The organism is Rhodococcus sp. 05-340-2, assembly GCF_002258915.1.
In the GTDB taxonomy this organism is placed as follows: Bacteria; Actinomycetota; Actinomycetes; order Mycobacteriales; family Mycobacteriaceae; genus Rhodococcoides.
The window spans coordinates 133,914-157,629 of sequence record NZ_NOYU01000022.1 but is presented as its reverse complement, the minus strand read 5'-3'; the positions used below and the strand labels follow the sequence as shown (position 1 = coordinate 157,629).

Below are 23,716 nucleotides of genomic sequence, written 5' to 3'. Positions count from 1 at the left end.
CGATACGGTCAGATTCCGAGTTCGCGGTCGAGTAGATCGATGCGCGCACTGACCTGCCCGTAGAGTGCGGAATCGCTGCTCAGGGTGGCCCTGTACGCCTCCCACGCGATCACGTCCGAGCGACCGTGAATGGACGATGTCCACTGCGCCAGCAGCACCGGATCTCCGAGCCGGAGCAGTGCTGCCTGCATCCGGGACCGCAGTTCCTCGCGGATCTCCTCGATGCCGGGTGCGGACGATCCGGGAAGCACCGGGCCCGAGTAGATACGGAGCGCAGCGTCGACGTCGCCGCGGTCGAGGGCACGCCTGATGTCGCCGACGTCCGAGGACAGCTCGCCGACCAGACGGTAGGGCCGCGACGCCAGGCCTGCGGTCCCGAATGCCTTACGCAATCTCGACATCTCGGCGCGAATCGTCACGGAGTCGAGCTCCTGCTCGTCGAGCAGCACGGCGAGGTGGTCGGAGCTGAGGCCTTCGGGATGCTCACCGAGCAGAAGCAGGATCTCCGCGTGTCGCTGAGAGAGCGGTATCCGGCCGGAACCGCGCACCACACCCGGCCGTCCCGATCCGAGAACCTCGAGCCGAGGAGCTGTGTCGCCCAGAGATTTCGGAGAATTCATCAGATGCAGGCGTAGCTCGGATTCGGCGGCGGCGACGGTGGCGCGCACCAACGAGAGCACCTCGGGCACCGCAACGCGCGGGCCACCGGTGATATCGATGGCGCCCAGGATGTGGCCGCTGGTGGGGTGGTGAACCGGTGCCGCCGAGCAGCTCCACTCGTGCACCGACCGAGAGAAGTGCTCGGACGCGAAGATCTGCACGCTGTGGTCGACGGCGAGCGCAGTACCGGGGGCATTGGTGCCTTTGCTCTCCTCGCTCCAATCGACCCCCTCGGCGAAGTCCATCGTGAGCGCGCGGTCCTTGGCCGCGGAATCACCCTCGACCCACAGCAGGCGCCCCTCGGCATCGGAGATGGCGACGAGCAGACCGGTGTCCGACGCGTCCTCGACCAGCAGCTTGCGGATGACCGGACGGATGATGGCCATCGGATGCCCGTTGCGGTAGCGCTCGAGGTCCGCACCGGTCAGTGCCGGAGTGTCGTTGCCGCCGTCGGGATCGACGCCCTTGGTCCGACTGCGCATCCACGAATCGAGCACGACGGACCTGACGGTCGAACCGTGCGTGCGCACATCGTCGACGAAAGATTGATGGGCACTGGACATCTGGCGTGCGAGCACAGCGATGTCCTCGCCGGGGCGCACTGCGACCCAGGGGTTGCCACCACTGTCCGATCGGCTTGCCATTCGACGCTTCCTCCGTGACCTGTCCACATCGCTGTAACCCAGCTCACAAGCAAGGATACAGCCGTGGTCGACGCGCGCGGCCGTGGCCGGTCGCGCCGACCCCGAGTGCCTACTTCTTCTTGACGGCCGAGGTGATGATGTCGTTGCTGGTGTCACCACTCGACTTGGCCCGCTTGTCCGCGCGCTTGTCCTTGAGAGATTTGCCGGATTTCTTGGTCATCGTGTTGCGGGGCGATTTGTCCGACATGGCAGTAACCCATCTATTGGGGAACCTGAACGGTCCCCAGACCACGAACGCTACGCCTCGACGCGCACCCCGTGGTCTGCAACGGTCACCAGTCATCCCGCCGGCTCCACTCCCATCAACGCAGCGGCGCGTTCTGCGAACATGATGGCCGTCGCATGCGGGCCACGGCTGGGCACCACCGGAAACGCCGACGTGTCGACGACGAGGACACCGTCCACTCCGCGCACACGGCAGTGGTCGTCGAGCACCGAACCGGGGTCGGACTCGGGTCCCATCCTGGCACTGCCGGACAGGTGCAGCGACGTACCGAGTGCCGCGAGAGGGTCGTCGCTCGCGGGAACCTCGACCCGGCAGGCCATGGACGGCGATGCGAGCAGATCTCGCGCCAGTTCGACGCCACCTCGCATCGCTCGCCGGTCGCCCGCCGATTCGAGATAGCGGTATCTCACGTCCGGGGCCTCGAACGGATCGGTGCTGCGCAGCGCGATGCTGCCTCGTGCCGTGGAGCGCATGAGGCCGACACCGAACACGTGGGGCCCAGGTGGAAGACCGGAGATCAGTCGATCGAATCTCCTCGTGTACGGCCTGATCTCCACGTCGCCCGCATGCAGCACCGCTTCCAGAACCGGGGATACCGTCGAGAATTCGTTCGCCATGGCGACGGGGACGGCAACCTCGGGATGATCGCTGAAACCTCGGCCGACTCCCGGACTGTCGGCGATCACCGGAACGCCAAGCGCAGCAGAGCCTTCCGACGGTCCCACGCCGGATCGAAGCAGCAACGCGGGGGTGTGCACCGCGCCGGCCGAGAGGACAACGGTGTCGGACTCGACGACACGGCGTACGCCGTCGGCGATGATCTCGACCCCGATCACCCTGTTTCCCTTGAACATCAACGACGCCACCGTCGTATTCCCTTGCACCCTCAGGTTCTTTCGCCCGACGACCGGCAGAAGATATGCCAGAGCAGCACTTACGCGGATCCCGTTGCGGATGTTCGACGGCACGCTGCCCACTCCCCCTGCGGCCGCATCGGGAGCGTTCATGTCCTCGTGGAATCGAAATCCCGCGTTCGTCGCGGCCTGCACGAATGCCGCCGTGAGGGGATGTCGGTCCTGCGCGGGGGTGCGCGAGACCGGTATCGGTCCGCGGGAACCGTGCCACCGCCCGATCGCTCCGGCATCGAGATCGGTTTCGGAGCCGATGTAGAACGGCAGCACTTGATCGAAGGACCACACCGATTGCGGCCAGGCGTCGAAGTCACCCGGCGTGGCACGCATGAAGTAGCCGCCGTTCACTGCGCCGGAGCCTCCCAGCACCCGGCCTCGGGCGATCGTCCGAAAGACATCCGAGGCGAGTTCGGCCGTGTAGGTTCCCACCCATTCGCTGTCGGGGCCGATGGGAAGCGTCGACGCGTCGAGCAAGGCCGCCGGAACATCGTCGACGCCGGAGAACGCCGGTCCGGCTTCGAGCAACAGCACCGACCGATCGGGATTCTCGCTGAGCCGCGACGCGAGAACGCAGCCGCAGGAGCCACCTCCGACGACGATGACGTCGGCGAACTCGATCGGGTTCACACCGTCGACAGAGCCGACCGGGCTCGCACCACGTCAGCCGTCGAGGCGTGGCTTGAGCGCGTCGACACTGCGCGCGGACAGTGCACCGCGCCACAGCCCTGCTCCGTAGGCGACGTCATCGGCTCGCTTGTAGAACGCATAGCGCACAGGATCGAGGCCGCCGAGCTCACGGTGCTTGTACCAATCCGAAAAGGCCTCTGCCACAGCCAATCCCAGCGCAATTCTACGAATACGACTCGACAGCAACACGGCGAGCAGCGTGATCGGCCAATAATGTCGACACAGGGCCGACGCCAATTGCCACAACCCCGCCACAAAACCCTCGGCGGCGAGAATGGCCGCGATCCGCGTGGGTTGATCCAGACCGACGAACATCTTTCGCAGGCGCACTATCGTCACGCCCAGTGTGGCGGCAGCACCGACAAGCCCGATTCGCGTCAGACTCGCGGCGAGCAGACACGCGACCAACGTCCACGGAGACATCGCGATCGGCGGCACCATTCCCGGATGACGTGCCGACAACGGCGTGGCACCGGTCCCGTAGAACAGCTTGCGGGCGAACCATTCGACGAAGGTGACGCGATGCTCGTGCGCGACGTGGGCGACGGGTTCGTACCGCAGCCGCCACCCCGCTTCCTGCAATCGCCAGCACAGGTCCACGTCCTCGGCCACGTGCATCGACTCGTCGAATCCGTCGCAGTCCATCGCCACCGACCGGCGCATCAACATCGCGGCGCTGGGAACGTACGACACCGAGCTGCCCGCGCGTACTGCAGCTTCTCTACGGCCGAGGTCGAGCGACGAGCGGGCGTGTTCGTACCGGGCCAGCGCGCTGCCCTCGGACTCGAGTGCGACGATGCGAGGGGCCACCAGAGCGACTGCCGGGTCCGAGAAGTGGCCCAGCATCACCTCGAGCCACCCCTTACGCGGGACGACGTCCGAATCCAGGAACGCTACGAAATCTGTTGTGGCGCAACGCAAGCCAGTGTTCCGCGCCGCAGCCGGTCCGCGCGAGCGCTCGTGCCGCAGCACCGTCACGCTGCCCACACTCCACGAGATCCGCGGCACTGCGACCGGGACGTCCGACCCGTCGTCGACGATGATGACGTGCAATCCGTGCAGCGCCGCGATCAACCGCTCCAACCCCGCCTCGTTGTTCTTGAGCGGTACGACGACGGTGACGTCACACGGCGACGGGATCGACATCGGGCGCGGGTTCCCGACACCCGAGTCGAGCAATTTGCGAGCGACGAGAGCGGACTGCGAGTCGGTCACTTCGATGAATCCATCGCCGATCATCGCCGCAGCGGTCGGTGCGAGCTTGAGCATGCGGGTCGGTGAACCACCGATCAGGACGCGCCCTTCGGAGAATGTGCGTACGCGTGGATCCACTCGCACCCCGAAGCCATCAGGCAACCGACCTTCACCCATCAGGAGATCGTAAGCGGACGAGACGCCGAAGTGTCGGCCACCCGTGAAATCGGACGGAACATACCCATGCCCCGTTTTTCCGGAATCGTCGACCGGTCCCCCAGCAGGCGTTTCACCGTGTTCGATCATGTGATCACTCCGTGCTCGGAGGGACTCCATCTCTGTACTGCATCGCCTGCGCGGACGCAGAGGGCCTCGAACAAGCGCCTCCCCTCCTCCGAATCGGCCCCGGTGGGATCGCCGAGCACGCCGTTGGGAGTGATCGGTGCCATGCCGTCGACGCGAAGCGACGGGAGCAGGTCGGCGATGTCGGCCACGTTCCCCACCTCGGCCTTGCTCATGTCCACCACCTCGGGCGAAAGGTGCAGCAGCAACGACGTTTCGGTGCGACCGGCGTGAGCATCTGCTCCGGGTATCGCGCACGGGAACCACACGACATCGCGTCCCTCGTACCGGAGCAACAGCACTGCGGACCGCACAGTGGGGCCGTTGCCTCCGTGCCCGTTGACGAAGACCACCCGCTCGGCCCAGCGGCACGCGGAGCGCCCGTACTCCACCAGGACCGATTCGAGCGCTGCGGCCCCGATCGAGACGGTGCCGGGAAATCCCTCGTGCTCGCCACTGGCTCCGTACGCGATCGCGGGGGCCACGACGGCATCCGCGATGGTGTGCGCCACGGCTGTTGCGATACGAGTGTCGGTGTCGAGCGGGAGGTGCGGACCGTGCTGCTCGGTCGAGCCGACCGGCACCACGAGGGTCCGAGACCCGTCGATGTCCGGCCAGTACTGCGTACCGAGGGGGTCCGTGGCCATGAGTGCAGATGCTATCGGATGGAACGAGGACGTCACGCCGCCGAAACACTGCGACGATAATCTTCGATTCGTGCCACCCCGTCGCCGATCCATATTGCTCTCGCAATTGTCGATATCGGCACCCGGTGGCCCGCAGCCGACAATTCTACAAGAGTTACGCCGAGTCATTCTTGCCGGCGATGCGCCTCCGAATACACCGATTCCACTCAATGAAGTAGCGGAACTTTTCGGAGTGAGCAGAATTCCGGTGCGCGAATCCCTCAAGACACTCATCGGCGAGGGCTTGGTCGATCATCGACCGAACCTGGGCTACACGGTCGCTCAGCTGACCGCGGCCGAACTTCGCGAAATGTACATCGTGCGTGAGGTTCTCGAGACTGCGGCACTACCGGTCGCGGTCGATCTGGCGACCGATACCGACCGCGAACACCTCATCGAGGTCAACAGACAACTCGAGGCCTCCTTGGCCCAGGACGACTCACGGGAGTATCACCGACTCTCACGTGAATTCCACCTGTCGCTGACGCGCCCGTCTCGGATGCACCGGTTACTGCACATGCTCGAATCCGCCTGGAACATCACCGAACCCGTGCAACCCATGGTTCATGTCGCCGGGTCGGACAGAGCGTCACTGCACAGCGATCATGCCGAAATGCTCGCGGCATTCTTGGCCGGTGATTCCGCGGGTCTGCTGCGCGCCGCGCAGCATCATCACACGCGTCTCAATTCGGTCATTTCGACACTGTCGAACGACCACGGATTGTTCGCCGATCCGCCGTCCGACCAGACGCGATAGACAATCCGCCGAAGATATATCGCTTACGTCACGAGCGCGCAACACTACGCCGCTAACTTTTCCTCATTCACCTCATACGCCATGCCGTCAGGAGCATCGATGACAGATACAGCGCACGGTCCCGCCCAAACGGGAGATCTTGTGGAAGCCGCGGGGCACCCCGTCGGTGGTGGACTGATCAAGGACAGCTACGACCCGCGGCTGACCAACGAGGATCTGGCTCCGCTGAAGAAGCAGACCTGGACCTCGTACAACCTGTTCGCCTTCTGGATGTCGGATGTGCACTCGGTCGGTGGGTACGTGACCGCGGGCAGCCTGTTCGCGCTCGGGCTGGCCAGTTGGCAGGTGCTGATCGCACTCCTCGTCGGCATCACGATCGTCTACTTCTTCTGCAACCTCGTCGCCAAGCCCAGCCAGGTATCGGGGGTTCCGTACCCGGTCATCTGCCGCAGCGTCTTCGGCGTCCTCGGTGCCAATATTCCGGCCATCATCCGCGGTCTGATCGCGGTGGCCTGGTACGGCATTCAGACATTCCTGGCCTCGGCCGCACTCGATATCGTGCTGATCAAGTTGTTCCCGTCGCTGGCTCCGTACGCGGTGACTGCGGACTACGGTTTCGTCGGACTCTCCCTGCTCGGCTGGGCGAGCTTCCTGTTCCTCTGGGTTGTCCAGGCCGCGGTCTTCTGGCGTGGCATGGAGTCCATTCGCAAGTTCATCGACTTCTGCGGCCCTGCGGTCTACGTCGTGATGTTCATGCTGTGCGGCTACCTGATCTGGAAAGCCGGCTGGGGCGCGATCGACCTCAACCTCGGCGAGGTCGAGCACACGGGTCTGAGCTCGATCCCGGTGATGCTCGGCGCCATCGCGCTCGTGGTCTCGTACTTCTCCGGTCCGATGCTCAACTTCGGCGACTTCTCGCGCTACGGCAAGTCCTATGCCGCAGTGAAGAAGGGCAACTTCCTCGGCCTGCCGGTGAACTTCCTGGTGTTCTCGATTCTCGTCGTCGTCACCGCCTCCCTGACGCTGCCGGTGTTCGGTGAGCTGATCACCGACCCGGTCGAGACCGTCGCCCGAATCGACAGCACGTTCGCGATCGTCCTCGGTGCCCTGACCTTCACGATCGCCACCATCGGCATCAACATCGTCGCCAACTTCATCTCGCCGGCCTTCGACTTCTCCAACGTCAGCCCCCAGAAGATCAGCTGGCGTGCCGGCGGCATGATCGCCGCCATCGGCTCGGTGCTCATCACCCCGTGGAACCTGTACAACAATCCCGAGGTCATTCACCTGACCCTGGAAACTCTCGGTGCGTTCATCGGACCGTTGTTCGGCATCCTGATCGCCGACTACTACCTCGTCCGCAAGCAGAAAGTCGTTGTCGACGAACTGTTCTCGATGTCGCCGACCGGGTTGTACTGGTACTCGAAGGGTTACAACCCGGCAGCGGTGTACTCCACAATCGTGGGCGCGCTCGTAGCCATGTTCACCGTGCTCTTCAACGGGGCAATCGACGGCATGGAGATCGCCGGAATGTCGACGGCCTCGAAGTACAGTTGGTTCATCGGCTGCGGCATCGGCTTCGTCATGTACTTCTATCTGGCGACGAAGACCAAGCTCGCTGTCACCGACTTCGACGTTCCAGCCAAGGCATAGGATTTCGTACGTGCTCATCAAGGTCATCAATCCGAACACCACCGGTTCGATGACCGCAACGATCGGTGATTGTGCCCGGGCCGTAGTAGGCCCGGGCACCGTCATCGATGCGGTCAGTCCCTCGATGGGGCCGGTATCCATCGAAAGTCACGTCGACGAAGCCCTCAGTGTCCCCGGCATTCTCGCCGAGATCGCCAGTGGCGAGGCCGCGGGGGTCGACGGTTACGTCATCGCCTGCTTCGGCGATCCCGGCATCGACGCGGCCCGCGAATCCGCGTCCGGACCGGTCATCGGTATCGCGGAAGCGGCAATGCACGCCGCGAGTTTCCTGGGCCGCGGATTCAGTGTCGTCACCACCCTCGGCCGCACCGTCGGCCGGGCACAGGATCTGGCGCATCACTACGGCTTCGGCCGCCATTGCCTCGGTATACATGCGTGCGACATGCCGGTCCTGGATCTCGAGACCGACCCCGACGCCCGCAAGATCGTCACCGAGGCGTGCCGCGTCGCCGTCGAGACGGACGGCAGCGATGCCGTCGTGCTCGGCTGCGCAGGCATGGCCGATCTGTGCCAACACATTTCGGCCGAGATCGGAGTACCCGTCGTCGACGGGGTTGCCGCGGGAACACTGTTCGTGCAGTCCCTCGTAACCCTCGGACTGCGGACCGGAAAGCGCGGCGAATTCGCCGTCCCACCGCCCAAGCTCTACACGGGGATGCTCGAGGGATTCAGTAGGCCCTGAGTGTTACCTGGACCGACCGAGCTTGGCGACGGTGTAGCCGATTGCTGCGCCGGCAACCAGTACGCCGACGAGCAGCAGTACGACCTGCAGGGTCGTGGACATCGAGTCGTCGAACAACCCGACGTAGATCACGACGCAGGACGCCACGAGTGCGACGAGAGCAGACGTCGTAATGCTCCTCGGCAGCTTGTCGGTCATTGCGCAAGTACACCATCCCCACTCGGTCAGCTGCTACACAACTCTCGGTAAGGAACGCCGGGGAGGTACTGGGCCCATTCGGCCTCCGTGACCACCGATCCTCCTGATCCGCACAGGCGAGTACGTACGTCCTCCGGCTCGGTCCGCCACATTCGGACGTCGCGGGCCGTGCCACCGCCCAGCACCACCTGCCCGTCCGCGGCGAACACCGCATCGTTGACGCGCCGGCCGTAGGCCGTGAGCGCGGCATACTGCTCGGGTGCGGTGCGGTCCCCCACGTTCCACAACCACAGCGTCGAGCCCCCGTCGCCGGCAGCCAGGCGTGCACCGGCCCGGTCGAACGAGAGGGAATAGATCGGGCTGGACGGCCCGACGATGCGCGACAGGTGCTGCGGCTCGGCAGAGTTCTCCATGTCCCACAGTCGAATCGAGCGATCCGCACTGCCTGCGGCAAGAGTTCGCCCATCCGGTGAGATGGCCACGGCCTGGACGCTACTTCCGAACCCGCCGAGCACGGCCGTCCGGCGCGGCTCGGTCGGGTCGCCGACATCCCACAGTTCGACCACGCCCCCGACACTGGCGATGGCGAGTACCGAACCGTCGGGCGACAGCGCCATCCCCGCGGGGTAGTTCCCCGCCTCCAGGGTCGACAACGCTCGTGGGGTTGCGGGTTCGGCCAGCGACCACAACGACACATCGCTCGAGTTCTGGCCGGACGCGACCAGCAGGGTGCCGGTGCGGTCGAAAACCAACACTGCGGTCAAGCTGGTGGTTGCCGTCCGAACGGTGCCGAGGGCCACCGGATCGGCGAGATCGGTTGTGTCCCAGAGCTGGAATCCGCCTGTCGTCGTGCCGACCGCAGCACGGGTGCCGTCGACGGCGAGCGCCACCGCACCCGTCTGCTCCATACCGTCACCGACCACCAACGGTTCCGATGCCACCGGATGTTCCACATCCGAGACGTCCCAAAGAGTCGTGGCAGGGGCTCGGCTACCGGCTCCGACGAGGAGACGAGTCCCCGACGCTCCGATGGGATTCTGGTAGATCGTGTCACCGGCGTCGGCAAGGGCCGGTCCGGGGAGTGGCCAGATCCGGGTGATTCCATCGCCACTGGCGGTGACGATCGACGAGAGATCAGGCGCGAACGCGAGCGAGGTCACCTCGATCGGGCCGGGCAGCGTCCGCTGCAGCGTTCCCGATGCGGCGTCCCACACCTTCGAGGAATTGTCCGAACTCGCTGCAGCGATCAACACCCCGTCTCCGCTGAACGCCACATCGTTGACGTAACTGGTGAATCCCGTCAACGCCGGTAGTGGAGACAGCCGACCGCCGTCGACCGCCCAGCGCAGAACCTCGCGACCGGTGGTACCCGCGATCAACGTGCTGCCGTCGGGAGAGAAGGCCAGCTGTAGCGCGGTGTAGGTCGACCCGTCCGAGGGGACGTCGATCAGCGGAACGACAGGGGCTGCTGGAGACGCGGTCAGTCGGGTCGCGTCCCACAACCGCATCGCGCGACCGGGACCGACCGTCACCAGGTACCGACCGTCGGGACTGAATTCCGTCGCTGTCGGCGAGCCGGGCTGAGTCACTTCGGCCATTGCGACCGGCCGAGCGGGCTCGGAGACGTCGAGGAGCGGCATCGTCTCGTCCTGGGTACCGACGAGAAGCAAGCGGCCATCGGGAGAGTAGGACAGGCTCCGGACCTCGTTGATATCGTTGCGCGACAACATAATCGGTTCTACCGGGTCCGACACGTCCCACAGTTCGACGCCGTAGAACCCACCCACGGCGAGAACGCCACCGCGCGGATCGAACGCCAACGCCGACACGTCACGGGAGACGATTTCGCCGAGCTGTGCGTGTCCTTCCGCGAGGGACCACATCCGCACATGTCCGTCGGAACCGGCTGTTGTCACGATGCTTCCGCGAGGGTCGACCGCGGTCACCGCCTCGCCCTCCACCCCGAGCAGCCGCACCGGAGTGTGGATCGCGGACGAATCGAGCAATGCCGATCGCGCCTCCGACGTTCGGTCCACCTCGTACGACGCCAACGCGAAGTAGGCCGCGAGACCGGGATCTTGGCTCCTCAATTGCTGTGCGACACCGGCGATCTGACGGGAGACGGCCTCCGCCTCGGCGTGTTCGGCGTCGACCCGCCGACTGTTGGCGTCCGATCGGGCAACGAACGCGGTCACCGCCAGTGTCACGGCCAGCACGGTCAGAAACGCGAGTGCTCCGACAAGCGTTTCGAGGGTGCGTCGACGACGGCGATCGCTTCGGGTCCGGTGCTCGATCCTGTCGGCGCTCGCTTCGAGGTAGTGCCTCTCCACGGAATTGAGGTCTCGCCGACGCACCGGTCCGATGGATTCTTGCACGAGTAGCAGCCTCGATGCGGACAACAGCGAGCCGTCGTCGCGGTCGTTGTTCTCCCACAGTTCCGCCGCCTGGGTGAGCCGGCGGTGTTCGACGAGCCACTGCCGATCGTCGTCGAGCCACTCACCGAGCCGCGGCCACGCCGTGAGCAACGCCTCGTGGGTCACCTGGACGGTCTCTTCCTCGACGGTCAGCAGTCTGCGCGCGGCGAACCGTTCGACGACGGCGTCGACGTCGGTCACCGCGTCTGCGTTCTCGTCTCCCTGGAACAGCTCGACACGATCCACGCGGCGACGAGTGACGACGTCGTCCTCGAGATTGACCAGCCGCATGAAGATGCGTCGTGCTTCGCGCTGCTGTTCGGCGGTCAGGGCCACGAACACTTCCTCGGCGCTCTGCCCCACTGCGCCGCCGATCCCACCGGTTTCGAGATAGTCCGCGACGGTCAGCGTGCTGCCTCTCGACGCCTGCCACGTGGTCAGCAGAGCGTGGGACAGCAACGGCAGAGCACCCGAGTCGTGGGCGAACTGCGATCCGCGCGGACCCAATTCGCCGACCAAGACCTGAACGAGAGCATCCTCGACGGTGACACCCGCCTTCGCGGCAGGCGAGACGATGACCTCCCGCAGTTGTGACTCGGTGAGACGCCCGACAACAACCGGGTTGTCGGACAGTCCAACAAGCAACGCGTCCTCGGACGCGGCGTCCTGATAGAAATCCGCCCGCAGTCCGACCACGAGAACCGACCCCGCGCTCGGCAACGCCGATGCCGCACGGAGAAAGTTCTCGCGCTCAGGCGATGTCGCCAGTGTCCACAGCTCCTCGGCCTGATCGAGGACGAGAAGTGATCCCGGCTCGAACGATTCGGCTCGCTCGGGGAAGGCACGGATATCGCCGACGCCGGAATGGACTTCCGAACCAGGGAACCTCGATGCCAGACCTGCACGCAGGAGCGAGGACTTACCCGAGCCCGAAGCACCGACGACGAAGACAATGCCTCCACCGGAGTCGAGGGCGCGACGGACGCGAGTGCCCAGGCGCTCGATGAGATCGTCACGTCCGAAGAACCACTCGGCGTCGGCTGACTCGAACGCTGCAAGGCCCTTGTACGGGGGGTCGCCCTTCACCGGATCGACGGCGCGTCTGCCCGGAATGGACCGCACCCGGGACACCGCATCCCACCACAGTGCGCGCTCGTCCTCGGCGTCGACGCCGCATGCGATGAGTACGGCGGCGAACATCTCGGCGCTGGCTTTGGTCGGAACGTGGTGGCCGGAGAACCAGCCGCTGATTGTGCCGTGCAAACCACCGGAACGCTCGACGACCTCTCGGACCGTTGCGCCCGCCTCGACCCTGACCGCACGCAGTGCGGCCGCGAATTCGGTGCGGTCCGAGATCGACGAGGGATCCGGGCGGTCGGGGGTCATGAGCGCAAACTATAGGACTGGAAAGTCGTCGACAGCGGCACTCATTCGTCACGCTGAGCAGGACAAACACCAAATTGATGCGTTTGAATGACGCACGTACGGCGTCCGTGGCCGTCCGTATTGACCTTGTACGGACTTGCTCGTCCGGCTGGTTCCGCCACGAACTCCCGTCGACGATGGACGGTGTGGTCGGGGGTAGGCGCAGACTGGAGGGGGAAATTCTCGTGCTCGAACGAACGCTGGCATCGGCAGTGCATCATCCGTTCCGAAGGCCTGCACCGCGGGGACCTGATGCACCCCCCGCACCGCTCGACCCTCGTCTCCGCAAGCCTGCGCTCAGCGCCCGCGAAATCGAGGTCATGCTCGCCTGGTTCGCCTCCGACTCGAAGACGGTCGCAGCTCGGTCCGTCTACATTTCGGTGGGCACGATCAACACGCACATCACCCGAGTTCGACAGAAGTACGCCGCTGTGGGCCGCAGCGCGCCGACGAAGGCCGCCCTTTTCGCACGTGCGCTGCAGGACGGTCACACTCACCTGTCCGAGTGGTGAGTCTCGATTCGTAACCTCGCAGTCGGACCGGCGAGTAAAATCAGCCCCTCGATTCTGGATCCCGGACTCGGATCGGCGTCGGCTATCCCAGACCGGGGCGCTGATTCGACCGTTCGAAGTCAGGCGGCACAACCACATCGGACGGTGACAGGTCGTGCACCGAAGCACGTCCGAGACCGAGGACCGCGGAGTCCAGGCCGCCGCGCAGAATGTCGAGCACGTTCTCGACCCCGGCCTGACCGTTCGCGGCCAGACCCCACAGGTACGCCCGTCCGATCAGGACAGCTCGCGCACCGAGCGCCAGTGCTTTCGCGACATCACTTCCCCGCCGGATACCACCGTCGAGGGTGATCTCGACCTGATCCCCCACTGCTTCGGCGATGGACGGCAACACCCGAATCGAGGCAGGAGCCCCGTCGAGATTGTTGCCGCCGTGATTGGACACCGACATCGCCGTGACGCCGGCGTCCACGGCCCGCAGCGCGTCGTCGACCCGCGAGATGCCCTTGAGCATGAACGGACCGCCCCACTGCTCGCGTAGCCAGGCGATGTCCTCCCACGTGGGCAGCGCGGTGGACTTCCACTCCCGATACGCAGCGAAGAACGTCGGCGCGGGCCCACCGGGCGGGGCAAGATTGGGTGCGGTCAGGTCAGGGATCGTGCCCGACCGCACCCATTGAGTCAGCCACCGCGGCCGCGACAGAGCTTCCGGCGCGAACCGCAGCATCGCCCTGGCATCGAGGCGTTCCGGAATGACCGGGCTACCCCAGTCGCGGCCCTCCGAAAACGACCAGTCCATCGTCACGATCAGCCCGACCGCGCCCGCGGCACGTGCGCGATGAAGCATGTGCAGCAACAACTCTCGTGAACCGACCCAGTGAAGCTGAAAGAACGTCTGCGGATTCGCAGCGACGACGTCCTCGATCGGTTTGCTCGCGAACAACGACAATCCCATCGAAATACCCCGCGCCGCTGCCGCTCTCGCCACAGCGACCTCACCGTCCGGGTGGACCGCCTGCACACCCGTCGGCGAGATCATCACGGGAAACGAAAGAGCCTGTCCCATCAGTGTTGTCGACAGATTGCGCGTGTCCGACAATCCCGCCACGTGTGGGGCGAACCCGAGTTCACCGAACGCCGCTGTGTTGTCTGCCGCGGTCAGACCGCGTTCGGACCCCGCCACCAACGCTGCGTACACGGACTTCGGTAGACGCCTCGCCGCTCGCCGCTGCGCTTCGGCAACGGTCTCGAACCACACGTTCTCGCTCAGACCCCGAGCTTGCGGTCGAATCCGAGAGGCATCACGACATCGGACGGTGAGAGATCCTGTACCGAGGTGTGGCCGAGGCCGAGGACAGCGGAATCGACTCCGCCGCGCAGAATGTCGAGCACGTTCTCCACACCCGCCTGACCATTGGCAGACAGACCCCACAAGTACGCGCGGCCGATCAACACAGCCCGCGCACCCAACGCCAGTGCCTTCACCACGTCGCTGCCACGGCGAATTCCGCCATCGAGAGTGATCTCGATCTGATCGCCGACGGCCTCGGCGATCGCAGGCAGCGCCCGGATCGGAGCAGGTGTGCCGTCGAGATTGTTGCCGCCGTGATTCGACACCGAAATAGCGGTCACGCCTGCATCGACAGCCTTCTTGGCGTCGTCGACACGCATGACGCCCTTGAGCATGAACGGCCCACCCCACTGCTCACGCAGCCACGCCACGTCCTCCCACGTCGGCAACGGAGTACCCATCCACTCTCCGTACGCACCGAAGAACGTCGGCGCGGGACCACCGGTGGGTGGAGTCAGGTTGGGGGTCGTCAGGTCGGGAATCTTGCCGGTCTTGGCGAACTCCCACAACCACTTCGGGCGCATGATGCCTTCGGGCGCGAACTGCACCATTGCCTTGAGGTCCATCTTCTCCGGGATCGACGGAGAGCCCCAATCGCGGCCGTTGGAGAACGACCAGTCCAGGGTCATGATCAACCCGACAGCTCCCGCGGCACGGGCACGCTCCATCCGTTGCAGCAGGATCTCACGCGAACCCACCCAGTACATCTGGAAGAACGTCTGCGGGTTGGCCGCAGCGACCTCTTCGACGGATTTGCTCGCGAACGAGGACAATCCGATCGGAATCCCCCGCGCCGCAGCAGCTCTCGCGACGGCGACCTCCCCGTCGGGATGAACCGCCTGCACACCGGTCGGGGAGATCATCACCGGGAACGACAGCGACTGCCCCATCACCGTCGTCGACAGATCCCGCTTGTCCGACAACCCAGCCACATGCGGGGCGAAGCCGAGCTCGCCGAACGCCGCCATGTTGTCGTCGATCGTCAACCCGCGCTCGGAGCCTGCCACCAGCGCGGCGTACACCGACTTCGGTAGGCGTTTCTTCGCACGCCGCTGCGCTTCGGCAACGGTCTCGAACCACTCGCTCTTCGCCATCAGTGTTCCTGTTCCATTCCTGCGAGCGGGTTCTCGTCGCAGATCTTCGCCGGCGGACGCATCATCAACGTCAGCGGCACCGACTTTCGTGGGGTCTTGCGCTGCCCGGTACGGGAATGGTCGACGCTGGACTTGGGGATCTCCCCCGCCGCTGCCAACGCCATTTCGCCGTTACCGATGACGCATTCGGGATCCGGGCCGTCCATCGGCAGGCCGGTGAAGAATTTCGCTGCCATGCATCCACCACGGCACGCATCGAAATGGGCGCACTTGGTGCACGCGCCCGAGGTCTGCGGCGAGCGCAGTTCCTGGAACAATTCCGATGTCTGCCACACCGATTGGAATCCGCCCATTCCGTCTTTCGCGTCGCGGACGATGTTGCCGGCGAGGAAGTTCTCGTGAATGGCGAACGGGCACGCATACACGTCACCGATCGGATCGATCAGACACACCACACGCCCCGCGCCGCACAGGTTGAGCCCGGGCAGAGCGTCACCGAATGCCGACAGGTGGAAGAACGAATCACCGGTCAATACGCCTTCACCGTTCGCGACGAGCCAGTTGTAGAGCTCGCGCTGCTGACCGGCCGTCGGGTGCAGATCGTCCCAGACATCCGCACCGCGACCCGACGGCCGCAACCGGGTGATACGCAGTGTCGCAGCGTATTTGTCGGCCAGGGCCTTGAAATCGTCGAGCTGCGAAACGTTGTGCCGGGTGACGACGACGGAGATCTTCGCGTCGCGGAAGCCCGCTTCCTTCAGGTTCTCCAGAGCCCGGCAGGCCATGTCGAACGAACCCGGCCCGCGGACCGCGTCGTTGACCTCGGCGGTCGCGCCGTCGATGGAGATCTGTACGTCGACGTAGTCCGACGCCGCCAGACGCGCAGCCACCTTCTTGTCGATCTTGACCCCGTTCGTGGAGAACTTCACCCCCACCTGATGCGCCGTCGCGTAATCGACGAGCTCCCAGAAATCCGACCGCACCGTCGGCTCACCGCCACCGATGTTGACGTAGAACACCTGCATCTTCTGCAGCTCGTCGATGATCGACTTGCACTGCTCGGTACTGAGCTCGCGCGGGTCACGGCGACCCGACGAGGACAAGCAATGCACGCACGACAGGTTGCAGGCGTAGGTCAACTCCCACGTCAGACAGATCGGTGCGTCGAGCCCGAGCTCGAACTGATCGACCAGTTTTCCAACCGGAGCTGGTCTTTCGAGGGTGGAGGTCATGGGCGGAAGTCCTCTTCTGCAGTAGGTCAGGGCTTTACGGGCGGGTGATCATGTTCGAGTGAGCCAGCGTGGTGAGTGCTTTCACGTACGGAGCCGACGCGGATTCGGTGATCCCCGCGGCTGCGATCGCCGACCGCATGTCCGAGTGCTCGGGCAGCGATTCGATGATCGCCACGATCGTGCGGTTCTTCAGAAACGAAAGCTTGCGAGTTCCGAAGTGATACAGCAACGCCCCGAACGACTCCGGACGCAACGCCACCTGCGGATGCAGAACCCACCGCGCATCCAGATCGAGTGCGTCTTGCACTGCAGCAGTCATGATCAGTAGACGCCGCACATGCCGTCGATCGACACTTCCTCGACCAACGACTCCTCGACCAGATCGGACTCGACGACAGCCGTACCGACCACAGCGTTCTCGTTGTTCTTCGACATCTGAAACCTCCGGAAATTGTTGCGGACCACAATCGGAGTCGACAGTGGCTTGGGTCACCAACATAATGACACTGAGTGCAGAAAACCAGAGGATGGAAAGAAGAAAATGGTCAGGAGCGCGAAACCCTCCAATCAGCCAGGTAGACGCCCGTCCACAACGCGGGGCGAGCTGAGTGATCTCGGAATCGAGCTGTTCGCCGCCAAGGGATTCGAGGAGACCAGCGTCGACGACATCGCCGATGCCGCGGGCATCGCGAGGCGCACGTTCTTTCGCTACTTCCCATCCAAGAACGCAGTTCCCTGGGGCGATTTCGACGCTCAGCTCTCGGCATTGAGGACCCACCTGAACGGGCTGCCCGAGGACATCGGACTCGCGGACGGATTGCAATCGGCCCTGTTGCAGTTCAACACGTTTCCGCCCGAGGAGGCTGCCGTCCATCGACAGCGCATGGCGCTGATCCTGGGAAATCCAGCACTGCAGAGCTACTCGATGGTGATGTACGAGGGCTGGCGTCAGGTCATTGCCGAGTACGTGGCTGCACGAACGAACTCAGCCCCTGCCGACCACCTTCCGCGCACCGTCGGGTGGATGCTCCTGGGCGTGGCGATCTCCGCGTACGAGCATTGGCTGATCGACGAGAAGAACGACCTTCCCGAACTTCTGACGGCAGGAGCGTCGGTTCTGTTCGGCGGTGTCGGTCCGCTCCGAGCGTCCAGCGGCACCACCGCCGGCGAACTGGACGGAGAGCGCGTCGAGTAAGCGGTCGAAACCGAGCGCGGAGTCGATTCGATGGAGTCCGCGACGAGACCCGTTCCGACACCACTGGTGTCTCGGAGATCTACATCTGCCACCGAACCGGACGGGAAATGATGGCCCGCAGGCGGCGACGGTAGTACTTCGCCGATTCGCCGACGAACGCGCTCATCGTGGCCGCAGCAGCGTCGGGATCGCGCAGGCTCAGCGCATCGAGGACGTCCTGCTGCATCTCGATCGCCGCCAGCCGCGTCGCGAGAGGATGCTCGTTCGGTTCGGCGTCGCGCACCAACAGCCAGAGAGTTTCCATCAGAATGTTCAGGACCGGATTTCCGGCCGCGTCGTACACCCCCCGCTGAAACTCGGCGTTGTTCTCCTGAAAATTGCCGTAGTCACCCGGGTCCTCGCGCATTCGATCCAGCGCACCCTGCATGATCTTTATCTGCTCGTCGCTCACGTTCGAGGCGGCCTCGCGAGCGATGATGGGTTCGAGCATCAGACGAGCATCGATGACGTCGCTGATGTTGGCCCCGTCCAACTGCAGGAACAATTTCATGGTGTTGCCGAGTGATTCGAGCCTCGGCCGCTTGACCACCGGCCCGCCGCCGATTCCCGATTTGATGGTGACCAGATCGCGGCTTTCGAGCAGACGCAGCGCTTCACGCACCGTGGTCCGAGCAACACCGTGCTCGGCCATCATGTCCTTCTCCGTGGGCAACCGCTCACCCTCCACCACGCCCCCGTCGAGGATGCGGTCCGCGATGATGTTGGCGATCCTCGCGGAGACCTTGGGCGATCGCCCCCGCGGAGCGACACTCTCCTCAGCTGTCATGTCTGTGGCCTGACCTCATCGATCTCGGTGTGATGCGGGTTAACTCTATACATAGTTTGGTAGCTTAGTTACTGTAGTGATTGTCAGAAAACTGAAGGACTAGGGCAGGAGCCGACCATGTTGCCGACTCGGCCGCCGGGCAGCGACCTCGCCCGGTCGTATCGCGAACGCGGGCTGTGGACAGATCTTCCGATCGGGCACTACCTCTCACGTGCCGCCCGCCTCTATCCCGACGCCACTGCTGTGGTGGACGGCGACCGGCGCGTGAGCTTCGCCGACATCGACCGTGACGCGACTCGACTGGCGGCTGCGTTGCACGCCCGAGGGATCACCTCCGACGATGTGATCGCGTTCCAGCTCCCCAACTGCACCGAGGCAATCGTCGTCTTCCATGCCGCGATGAAGCTCGGAGCCATCGCGAATCCGATCGTGCCGATCTACCGATTTCGCGAGCTCCGCTTCATCTTCGGTCAGTCGCGGGCGCGGATCGCCTTCGTACCCGCCGAGTTGCGCGGGGTCGACGTCGCCGACATGTACAGCGACCTGTCCGCCGAACTACCGGACCTCGAATCGATCGTCACCGTAGGCGATTACGCGGACGACCGACCTGGAACCAGGTGGACCGACCTGATCGGCGAGGCCACGGACGCGATGGTCGCCGAACTCGATGCCGCGACTTCTCCGTCGCCCGACGACATCTGCTTGTTGCTCTACACGTCGGGAACGACCGCAGACCCCAAAGGCGTACTCCACAGCCACAACACCCTGGTGTACGAAAACCTGTCGATGGCGCGGTGGTTCGGACTGAACGAAACCGACGTTGTCTTCAATCCGTCTCCGGTCACGCACATCACCGGAGTCAACTGTGCTCTGGTTCTCCCGTTCGTAGTGGGCGCAACCGTTGTGTTGCAGGCCGATTGGGACCCGGCAACAGCGCTGCAGCGAGTGATCGACGAACAGTGCAGCTTCATGATCTTCTCGACACCGTTTCTCCGAGGCCTGCTCGACGCCGCCGAAGCGACTCACTCGTCGACCCCGTCGATCCGCTATATCGTCTGCGGCGGAGCCGACATCCCCGATGCTCTGACCGCGGCGGCCACCACCTGCCTCGGTACCGTCGTCCGGATGTACGGGGCCACCGAGGGGCCGTCGGTCACCACCGCGGACCGGTGGGACCCGCCTGCATTGCGGATGAAATCCGACGGTCGCCCCATCGAGACAACCGAGGTGGTCGTGACCGACGCCTCCGGTGGGATCGCCCAGACCGGCGATGTCGGCGAGATCGTCTGGCGTGGACCGGATACTTTCCTCGGCTACCTCGATGCCTCTCTCAACGCCGCAGCGTTCACCGACGATGGATTCTTCCGTACCGGCGACCTCGGCCGCTTCGACGGTAGCGGAGCCCTTCATGTGGTCGGGCGAATCAAGGACATCATCAACCGGTCCGGCGAAAAAGTCAGCGCCTACGACGTGGAGAACGAACTCGGAACACATCCCGATGTGCTCGAGATCGCCGTTGTCGCAGGTCCCGATCCTGTGACGGGAGAACGTGGTTGCGCCTTCGTCGTCACTCGCGACCACCGCGATCTGAGTCTCGAGGAAGTGCGCGAGTTCCTCGTACAGCGCCGAATCGCCGTACAGAAGATCCCGGAGAGCGTTTTCATCGTCGACTCACTACCCAAGACGGCCAGCGGAAAGATTCAGAAGTTCGCACTGCGCAACTGGACGCAGGACCGCGTCACGGTGCCGCCTCAGATGGCTGCGATGACCTTTGCCGCAGCACACGAAAGATAGGACACCCCAATGCCTCTCCAGCCGAACGGAATCGAACATCTCACGGTGACCGAGCCGGAACCCGGCATCGCGGTGGTCGAGTTGGCCCGCGGCAAGGTCAACGCCATCGACACGCAGATGTACGGGGAGATCGCCACGGTCTTCGAGGCGCTGTCCGACAACCAGGACATTCGCGCCGTGGTGCTCACCGGTCGAGGCAGAATATTCTGCGCCGGAAACGATCTCGGAAGCTTTCGGGTCATGGACTCGATCGGCGGCGAGATCGAGATGCGGGAAGTGCGCCGAGCGATTTTCGGAGTTCTGGACTGCGCACTCCCAGTGATCGCGGCCGTCAACGGCCCCTGCCTCGGAAGCGGGTTCGGCTTGACGTCGGTCTGCGATCTGGTGGTCGCGTCCGAGCGGGCGACATTCGGGCTTCCGGAAATGGGAGTCGGTGTCCTCGGCGGCGGCCGGTTCACGGCGCGCATGCTGCCGCAGCAAGCCATGCGGCGTCTGTTCTTCACGGCCGACGCAGTCGACGCGGAGACACTACGGAGTTGGGGCGCTCCGATCGAGGTCGTCGCGCACGACGACTGCATGACCACGGCCATGACGCGCGCGCGATCCATTGCGTCGAAGAGTCGCTACGCACTCACTCTCGCGAAGCAGTCGCTGAACGGTTGCGAGAACCTCGATCTCAAGCGCGGATACGAGTTGGAACAGACGTTCACACTGCGCCTGTCCGAACACCCCGACTCGAAGGCGGCGGTCGAGGCACGCATTGCCGAGATGGCAGGAGGCAAGAAAGCATGACACCGGATGATCGCGGTATCGACGTTGAGGCTTTCACCGAAAAGGCCGAAGCGTGGCTCGAAGAAAACCTGGCGCGGCGAAGCAATGAATCGGCCGTTTCCAACTATGCGATCTTCCACGATCGGAGCCACGACGAAGAGCGGCAGCTCATCGACGCCGCCCGACAATGGCAAGGGGTTCGCATCGACGCGGCCTTCGGAGCCATCACATGGGGTCAGGAATGGGGCGGTCCGGGATTGACCGCAAGCCACGAGCGCGCGTACGTCGGTCTCGAACGAGACTTCGCAGCGCCCGAGCGGCACGAAAGCGTCCTTGTCACAGTCGAACTGGTGGCTCCGACGATTCATGCACTGGGCACGGACGAGCAGAAGCAGCAGTTCGTCAGGGCCTTCCTCCGAGCCGACCAGTTGTGTTGTCAGCTGTTCTCGGAGCCTGGAGCCGGTTCCGACCTCGCCGGACTGGCCACCAAGGCGGTGAAGACCGACGGTGGCTGGCGGGTGAACGGCCAGAAGGTCTGGAGCTCGGGAGCTCAGTTCTCCGAGTGGGGTCTTCTCATTGCCCGCACCGATACGACCGTCCCGAAACACCGGGGTATGACGGCATTCATGGTGCCGATGGACAGCCCGGGTGTCGACATCAGACCGATCCGTCAGATGTCCGGTGGCTCGACGTTCAACGAAGTGTTCTTCTCCGATGTGGAGCTGCCGGACTCACTGCGCCTCGGTGCCGAGGGAGACGGCTGGACGGTCGCCCTCACGACGCTCGGCTTCGAGCGAAGTTCGAGCGCAGGAATTGTCAGCGCCGGCGGAAACAGTGCCGACCTGCTGCGGTTGGCACGGACTTCGGGCATCACCGAAGACCCACTGGTTCGTCAACAGCTCGCCGACGCGGCGATCTACGAGCGGGCCTCGGCGCTGCTGGTGGCTCGCTACGCCGAGCGAGAACTGGCCGGAGCCGTTCCGGGAGTGGAAGGATCGATCGGCAAGCTGGTCTGGACCCAGAACCTCAAACGCATCGGCGACGCGGCAGCGTCGTTCCTCGGGCCGAGCATTCTTGCCGACACCGGGGTACCCGACACGTTTGCCTGGACCGAGCATCTTCTCGGCGCACCCGGATACCGAATTGCCGGGGGTTCCGACGAGATTCAGCGCAACATCATCGGCGAACGCGGACTCGGCTTGCCGCGTGAACCGCGGGAAGGCCTCGCATGACACTCGAACTGTCCGAAGAACAGCAGGATCTGAGCAGCAGTCTGCGGGCATCGTTGTCGAGAACTGCTGCAGGAGAGGATGTGTGGCCTGCACTTCTGGAGATGGGCTTGACCGAGATTCCGTTCCCCGAGCACGTCGGTGGTGCGGGCTTCGCGTTGAAGGACACTGCAGTCGTCATGTCCGAACTCGGTCGTTCGCTCGGACGCGCTCCGTACTTCTCGTCGGTGATCTTGGCCGGGCTCACTCTTCTGCATGCCGGTTCCGATGCTGCCTGCGCGCAGTACCTCCCGTCGATCGCCGATGGCACCGCCACTGCGGCACTCGTGACGGGATTTCCCTTCGGCACCTCGCTCGTCACCGCGCGCGAAGGTGCCGACGACACCGTCGTACTCGACGGTGCCCAGGAAGCAGTCGTCGACGGCTCCGATGCCGATGTGCTGTTCGTGGTCGCAGACGGATCGGACGGACCTCACCTCGCTGCGATCGACGCGCACGCCGACGGGGTAACCCGAACTCGCCGAGAAACATTGGACTTCACGCGCGGGCTCACGCGAGTCGAGTTCTCCGATGCCGTCGCACATCGGGTGACCGGCCGAGACCTGCCGACCGGTCTCGCCACGGCACAAGCGGTAGCCATCACGGCCCTTGCCGCCGAGCAAGTGGGTGCGGCGCGCGCCTGCCTCGAGATGTCGGTGGAGTACGCGAAGACCCGGCGACAGTTCGGCCGGGCCATCGGATCTTTCCAGGCGATCAAGCATCGTCTGACCGACATGCTGATCGCGATCGAATTGGCCGAGGCCGCTGTACTCGATGCGGCGGGTGCCGACACGCGACGCACGAGCGAGTTCCTCGTCGCCGCAGCGACCGCGCGCGTGCTCGCGTCCCGGGCCGCGACTTCTGCCGCCGAGGAGTCCATCCAGATCCACGGCGGCATCGGCTTCACGTGGGAACACCCACTGCACCAGTACTTCCGCCGGGCCAAGACCAGTGAGCTACTGCTCGGAAGCACCACCGTTCACGTCGAGGCCGTCGCGGCCGCGCTCGTCCACGACCGAAATCGTTACTGATTCACTTCTCAAGTTACTGACGCTTCGCCTGACGTCGGTATAC

Annotated in this window: 22 protein-coding genes; 9 read left to right on the top strand and 13 right to left on the bottom strand. The window is 64.5% G+C overall.

The annotated features are described in order from the left end of the window. Positions 1-8: 8 nt before the first annotated feature. The 5 genes from CH271_RS11560 to mftE all read right to left on the bottom strand — a co-directional run bounded on the left by CH271_RS11560 (position 9) and on the right by mftE (position 5,371). A complete protein-coding gene (locus tag CH271_RS11560) occupies positions 9-1,304 on the bottom strand; it encodes a transcriptional regulator (protein ID WP_037188366.1) in 1,296 nt (431 codons plus the stop codon). A gap of 109 nt (positions 1,305-1,413) precedes the next feature. Beyond that, on the bottom strand, positions 1,414-1,551 hold the full coding sequence (locus CH271_RS28815) for a hypothetical protein (protein WP_167326762.1): 138 nt from the start codon (positions 1,549-1,551) through the stop codon (positions 1,414-1,416). A 92-nt stretch (positions 1,552-1,643) separates the two neighbouring features. Next, complete coding sequence (gene mftG / locus CH271_RS11555) at positions 1,644-3,128, bottom strand: mycofactocin dehydrogenase MftG (protein ID WP_094633674.1); 1,485 nt, start codon at positions 3,126-3,128, stop codon at positions 1,644-1,646. A 33-nt stretch (positions 3,129-3,161) separates the two neighbouring features. Further along, positions 3,162-4,559, bottom strand: coding sequence for a mycofactocin biosynthesis glycosyltransferase MftF (gene mftF / locus CH271_RS11550; protein WP_094633798.1), 1,398 nt, complete (start codon positions 4,557-4,559; stop codon positions 3,162-3,164). A 125-nt stretch (positions 4,560-4,684) separates the two neighbouring features. Continuing rightward, entirely contained in the window at positions 4,685-5,371 is a 687-nt protein-coding gene (mftE, locus tag CH271_RS11545) for a mycofactocin biosynthesis peptidyl-dipeptidase MftE (RefSeq protein ID WP_094633673.1), read from the bottom strand. A gap of 70 nt (positions 5,372-5,441) precedes the next feature. On the opposite strand from mftE, the gene CH271_RS11540 reads away from it, so the two are divergent. The 3 genes from CH271_RS11540 to CH271_RS11530 all read left to right on the top strand — a co-directional run bounded on the left by CH271_RS11540 (position 5,442) and on the right by CH271_RS11530 (position 8,562). Continuing rightward, entirely contained in the window at positions 5,442-6,167 is a 726-nt protein-coding gene (locus CH271_RS11540) for a GntR family transcriptional regulator (protein WP_094633797.1), read from the top strand. 81 nt (positions 6,168-6,248) lie between these two features. Continuing rightward, positions 6,249-7,820, top strand: a complete 1,572-nt coding sequence (locus CH271_RS11535; protein ID WP_052047382.1) for an NCS1 family nucleobase:cation symporter-1 — start codon at positions 6,249-6,251, stop codon at positions 7,818-7,820. A gap of 10 nt (positions 7,821-7,830) precedes the next feature. Next, entirely contained in the window at positions 7,831-8,562 is a 732-nt protein-coding gene (locus tag CH271_RS11530; protein WP_094633671.1) for an aspartate/glutamate racemase family protein, read from the top strand. A gap of 3 nt (positions 8,563-8,565) precedes the next feature. On the opposite strand, the gene CH271_RS11525 is transcribed toward CH271_RS11530, so the two are convergent. Both CH271_RS11525 and CH271_RS11520 read right to left on the bottom strand, forming a co-directional pair. Further along, positions 8,566-8,760 (bottom strand): hypothetical protein, encoded by a 195-nt coding sequence (locus tag CH271_RS11525; RefSeq protein WP_037188375.1) that lies wholly within the window; start codon positions 8,758-8,760, stop codon positions 8,566-8,568. A gap of 26 nt (positions 8,761-8,786) precedes the next feature. Next, complete coding sequence (locus CH271_RS11520) at positions 8,787-12,560, bottom strand: NACHT and WD repeat domain-containing protein (RefSeq protein WP_094633670.1); 3,774 nt, start codon at positions 12,558-12,560, stop codon at positions 8,787-8,789. Positions 12,561-12,784: 224 nt separating this feature from the next. Here CH271_RS11520 and CH271_RS29300 point away from each other — a divergent pair, with 224 nt between their 5' ends. Continuing rightward, positions 12,785-13,111 carry a LuxR C-terminal-related transcriptional regulator gene (locus CH271_RS29300; RefSeq protein WP_256986372.1) on the top strand — a complete coding sequence of 109 codons (327 nt, stop codon included), beginning with the start codon at positions 12,785-12,787 and terminating at the stop codon, positions 13,109-13,111. A gap of 82 nt (positions 13,112-13,193) precedes the next feature. Here CH271_RS29300 and mftD (CH271_RS11510) read toward each other — a convergent pair whose 3' ends face one another. From mftD (CH271_RS11510) to mftA, 5 genes are read right to left on the bottom strand one after another with little or no spacing between them, the layout of a single operon-like run. After that, on the bottom strand, positions 13,194-14,381 hold the full coding sequence (gene mftD, locus CH271_RS11510) for a pre-mycofactocin synthase MftD (RefSeq protein ID WP_094633796.1): 1,188 nt from the start codon (positions 14,379-14,381) through the stop codon (positions 13,194-13,196). Further along, complete coding sequence (gene mftD, locus CH271_RS11505; RefSeq protein WP_037188379.1) at positions 14,378-15,556, bottom strand: pre-mycofactocin synthase MftD; 1,179 nt, start codon at positions 15,554-15,556, stop codon at positions 14,378-14,380. The genes mftD (CH271_RS11510) and mftD (CH271_RS11505) overlap by 4 nt, the downstream gene beginning before the upstream one ends. Continuing rightward, positions 15,556-16,788 (bottom strand): mycofactocin radical SAM maturase, encoded by a 1,233-nt coding sequence (mftC, locus tag CH271_RS11500; protein WP_037188381.1) that lies wholly within the window; start codon positions 16,786-16,788, stop codon positions 15,556-15,558. Before mftC ends, mftD (CH271_RS11505) begins: the two co-directional genes overlap by 1 nt. A 34-nt stretch (positions 16,789-16,822) precedes the next feature. Then, positions 16,823-17,107 carry a mycofactocin biosynthesis chaperone MftB gene (gene mftB / locus CH271_RS11495; RefSeq protein WP_094633669.1) on the bottom strand — a complete coding sequence of 95 codons (285 nt, stop codon included), beginning with the start codon at positions 17,105-17,107 and terminating at the stop codon, positions 16,823-16,825. Between the two features lie 2 nt (positions 17,108-17,109). After that, positions 17,110-17,223, bottom strand: a complete 114-nt coding sequence (gene mftA, locus CH271_RS11490) for a mycofactocin precursor MftA (RefSeq protein WP_080733295.1) — start codon at positions 17,221-17,223, stop codon at positions 17,110-17,112. A 106-nt stretch (positions 17,224-17,329) separates the two neighbouring features. Between mftA and mftR the strand changes: the two genes are divergently transcribed. Further along, a complete protein-coding gene (gene mftR, locus CH271_RS11485) occupies positions 17,330-17,983 on the top strand; it encodes a mycofactocin system transcriptional regulator (RefSeq protein ID WP_094633668.1) in 654 nt (217 codons plus the stop codon). 79 nt (positions 17,984-18,062) lie between these two features. Here mftR and CH271_RS11480 read toward each other — a convergent pair whose 3' ends face one another. Further along, the gene (locus CH271_RS11480; protein WP_037188388.1) at positions 18,063-18,809 is read right to left on the bottom strand and encodes a FadR/GntR family transcriptional regulator; all 747 of its coding nucleotides are present in this window, start codon (positions 18,807-18,809) and stop codon (positions 18,063-18,065) included. Positions 18,810-18,926: 117 nt separating this feature from the next. Between CH271_RS11480 and CH271_RS11475 the strand changes: the two genes are divergently transcribed. The 4 genes from CH271_RS11475 to CH271_RS11460 are packed head-to-tail and all read left to right on the top strand — an operon-like array spanning position 18,927 to position 23,673. Continuing rightward, entirely contained in the window at positions 18,927-20,603 is a 1,677-nt protein-coding gene (locus tag CH271_RS11475) for an AMP-binding protein (protein WP_094633667.1), read from the top strand. 9 nt (positions 20,604-20,612) lie between these two features. Continuing rightward, on the top strand, positions 20,613-21,395 hold the full coding sequence (locus CH271_RS11470; protein WP_037188392.1) for an enoyl-CoA hydratase-related protein: 783 nt from the start codon (positions 20,613-20,615) through the stop codon (positions 21,393-21,395). Then, a complete protein-coding gene (locus tag CH271_RS11465; RefSeq protein ID WP_094633666.1) occupies positions 21,392-22,606 on the top strand; it encodes an acyl-CoA dehydrogenase family protein in 1,215 nt (404 codons plus the stop codon). The genes CH271_RS11470 and CH271_RS11465 overlap by 4 nt, the downstream gene beginning before the upstream one ends. Then, positions 22,603-23,673: an acyl-CoA dehydrogenase family protein gene (locus CH271_RS11460; RefSeq protein WP_094633665.1), complete on the top strand. Its 1,071-nt coding sequence runs from the start codon at positions 22,603-22,605 to the stop codon at positions 23,671-23,673. Before CH271_RS11465 ends, CH271_RS11460 begins: the two co-directional genes overlap by 4 nt. Positions 23,674-23,716 lie beyond the last annotated feature (43 nt).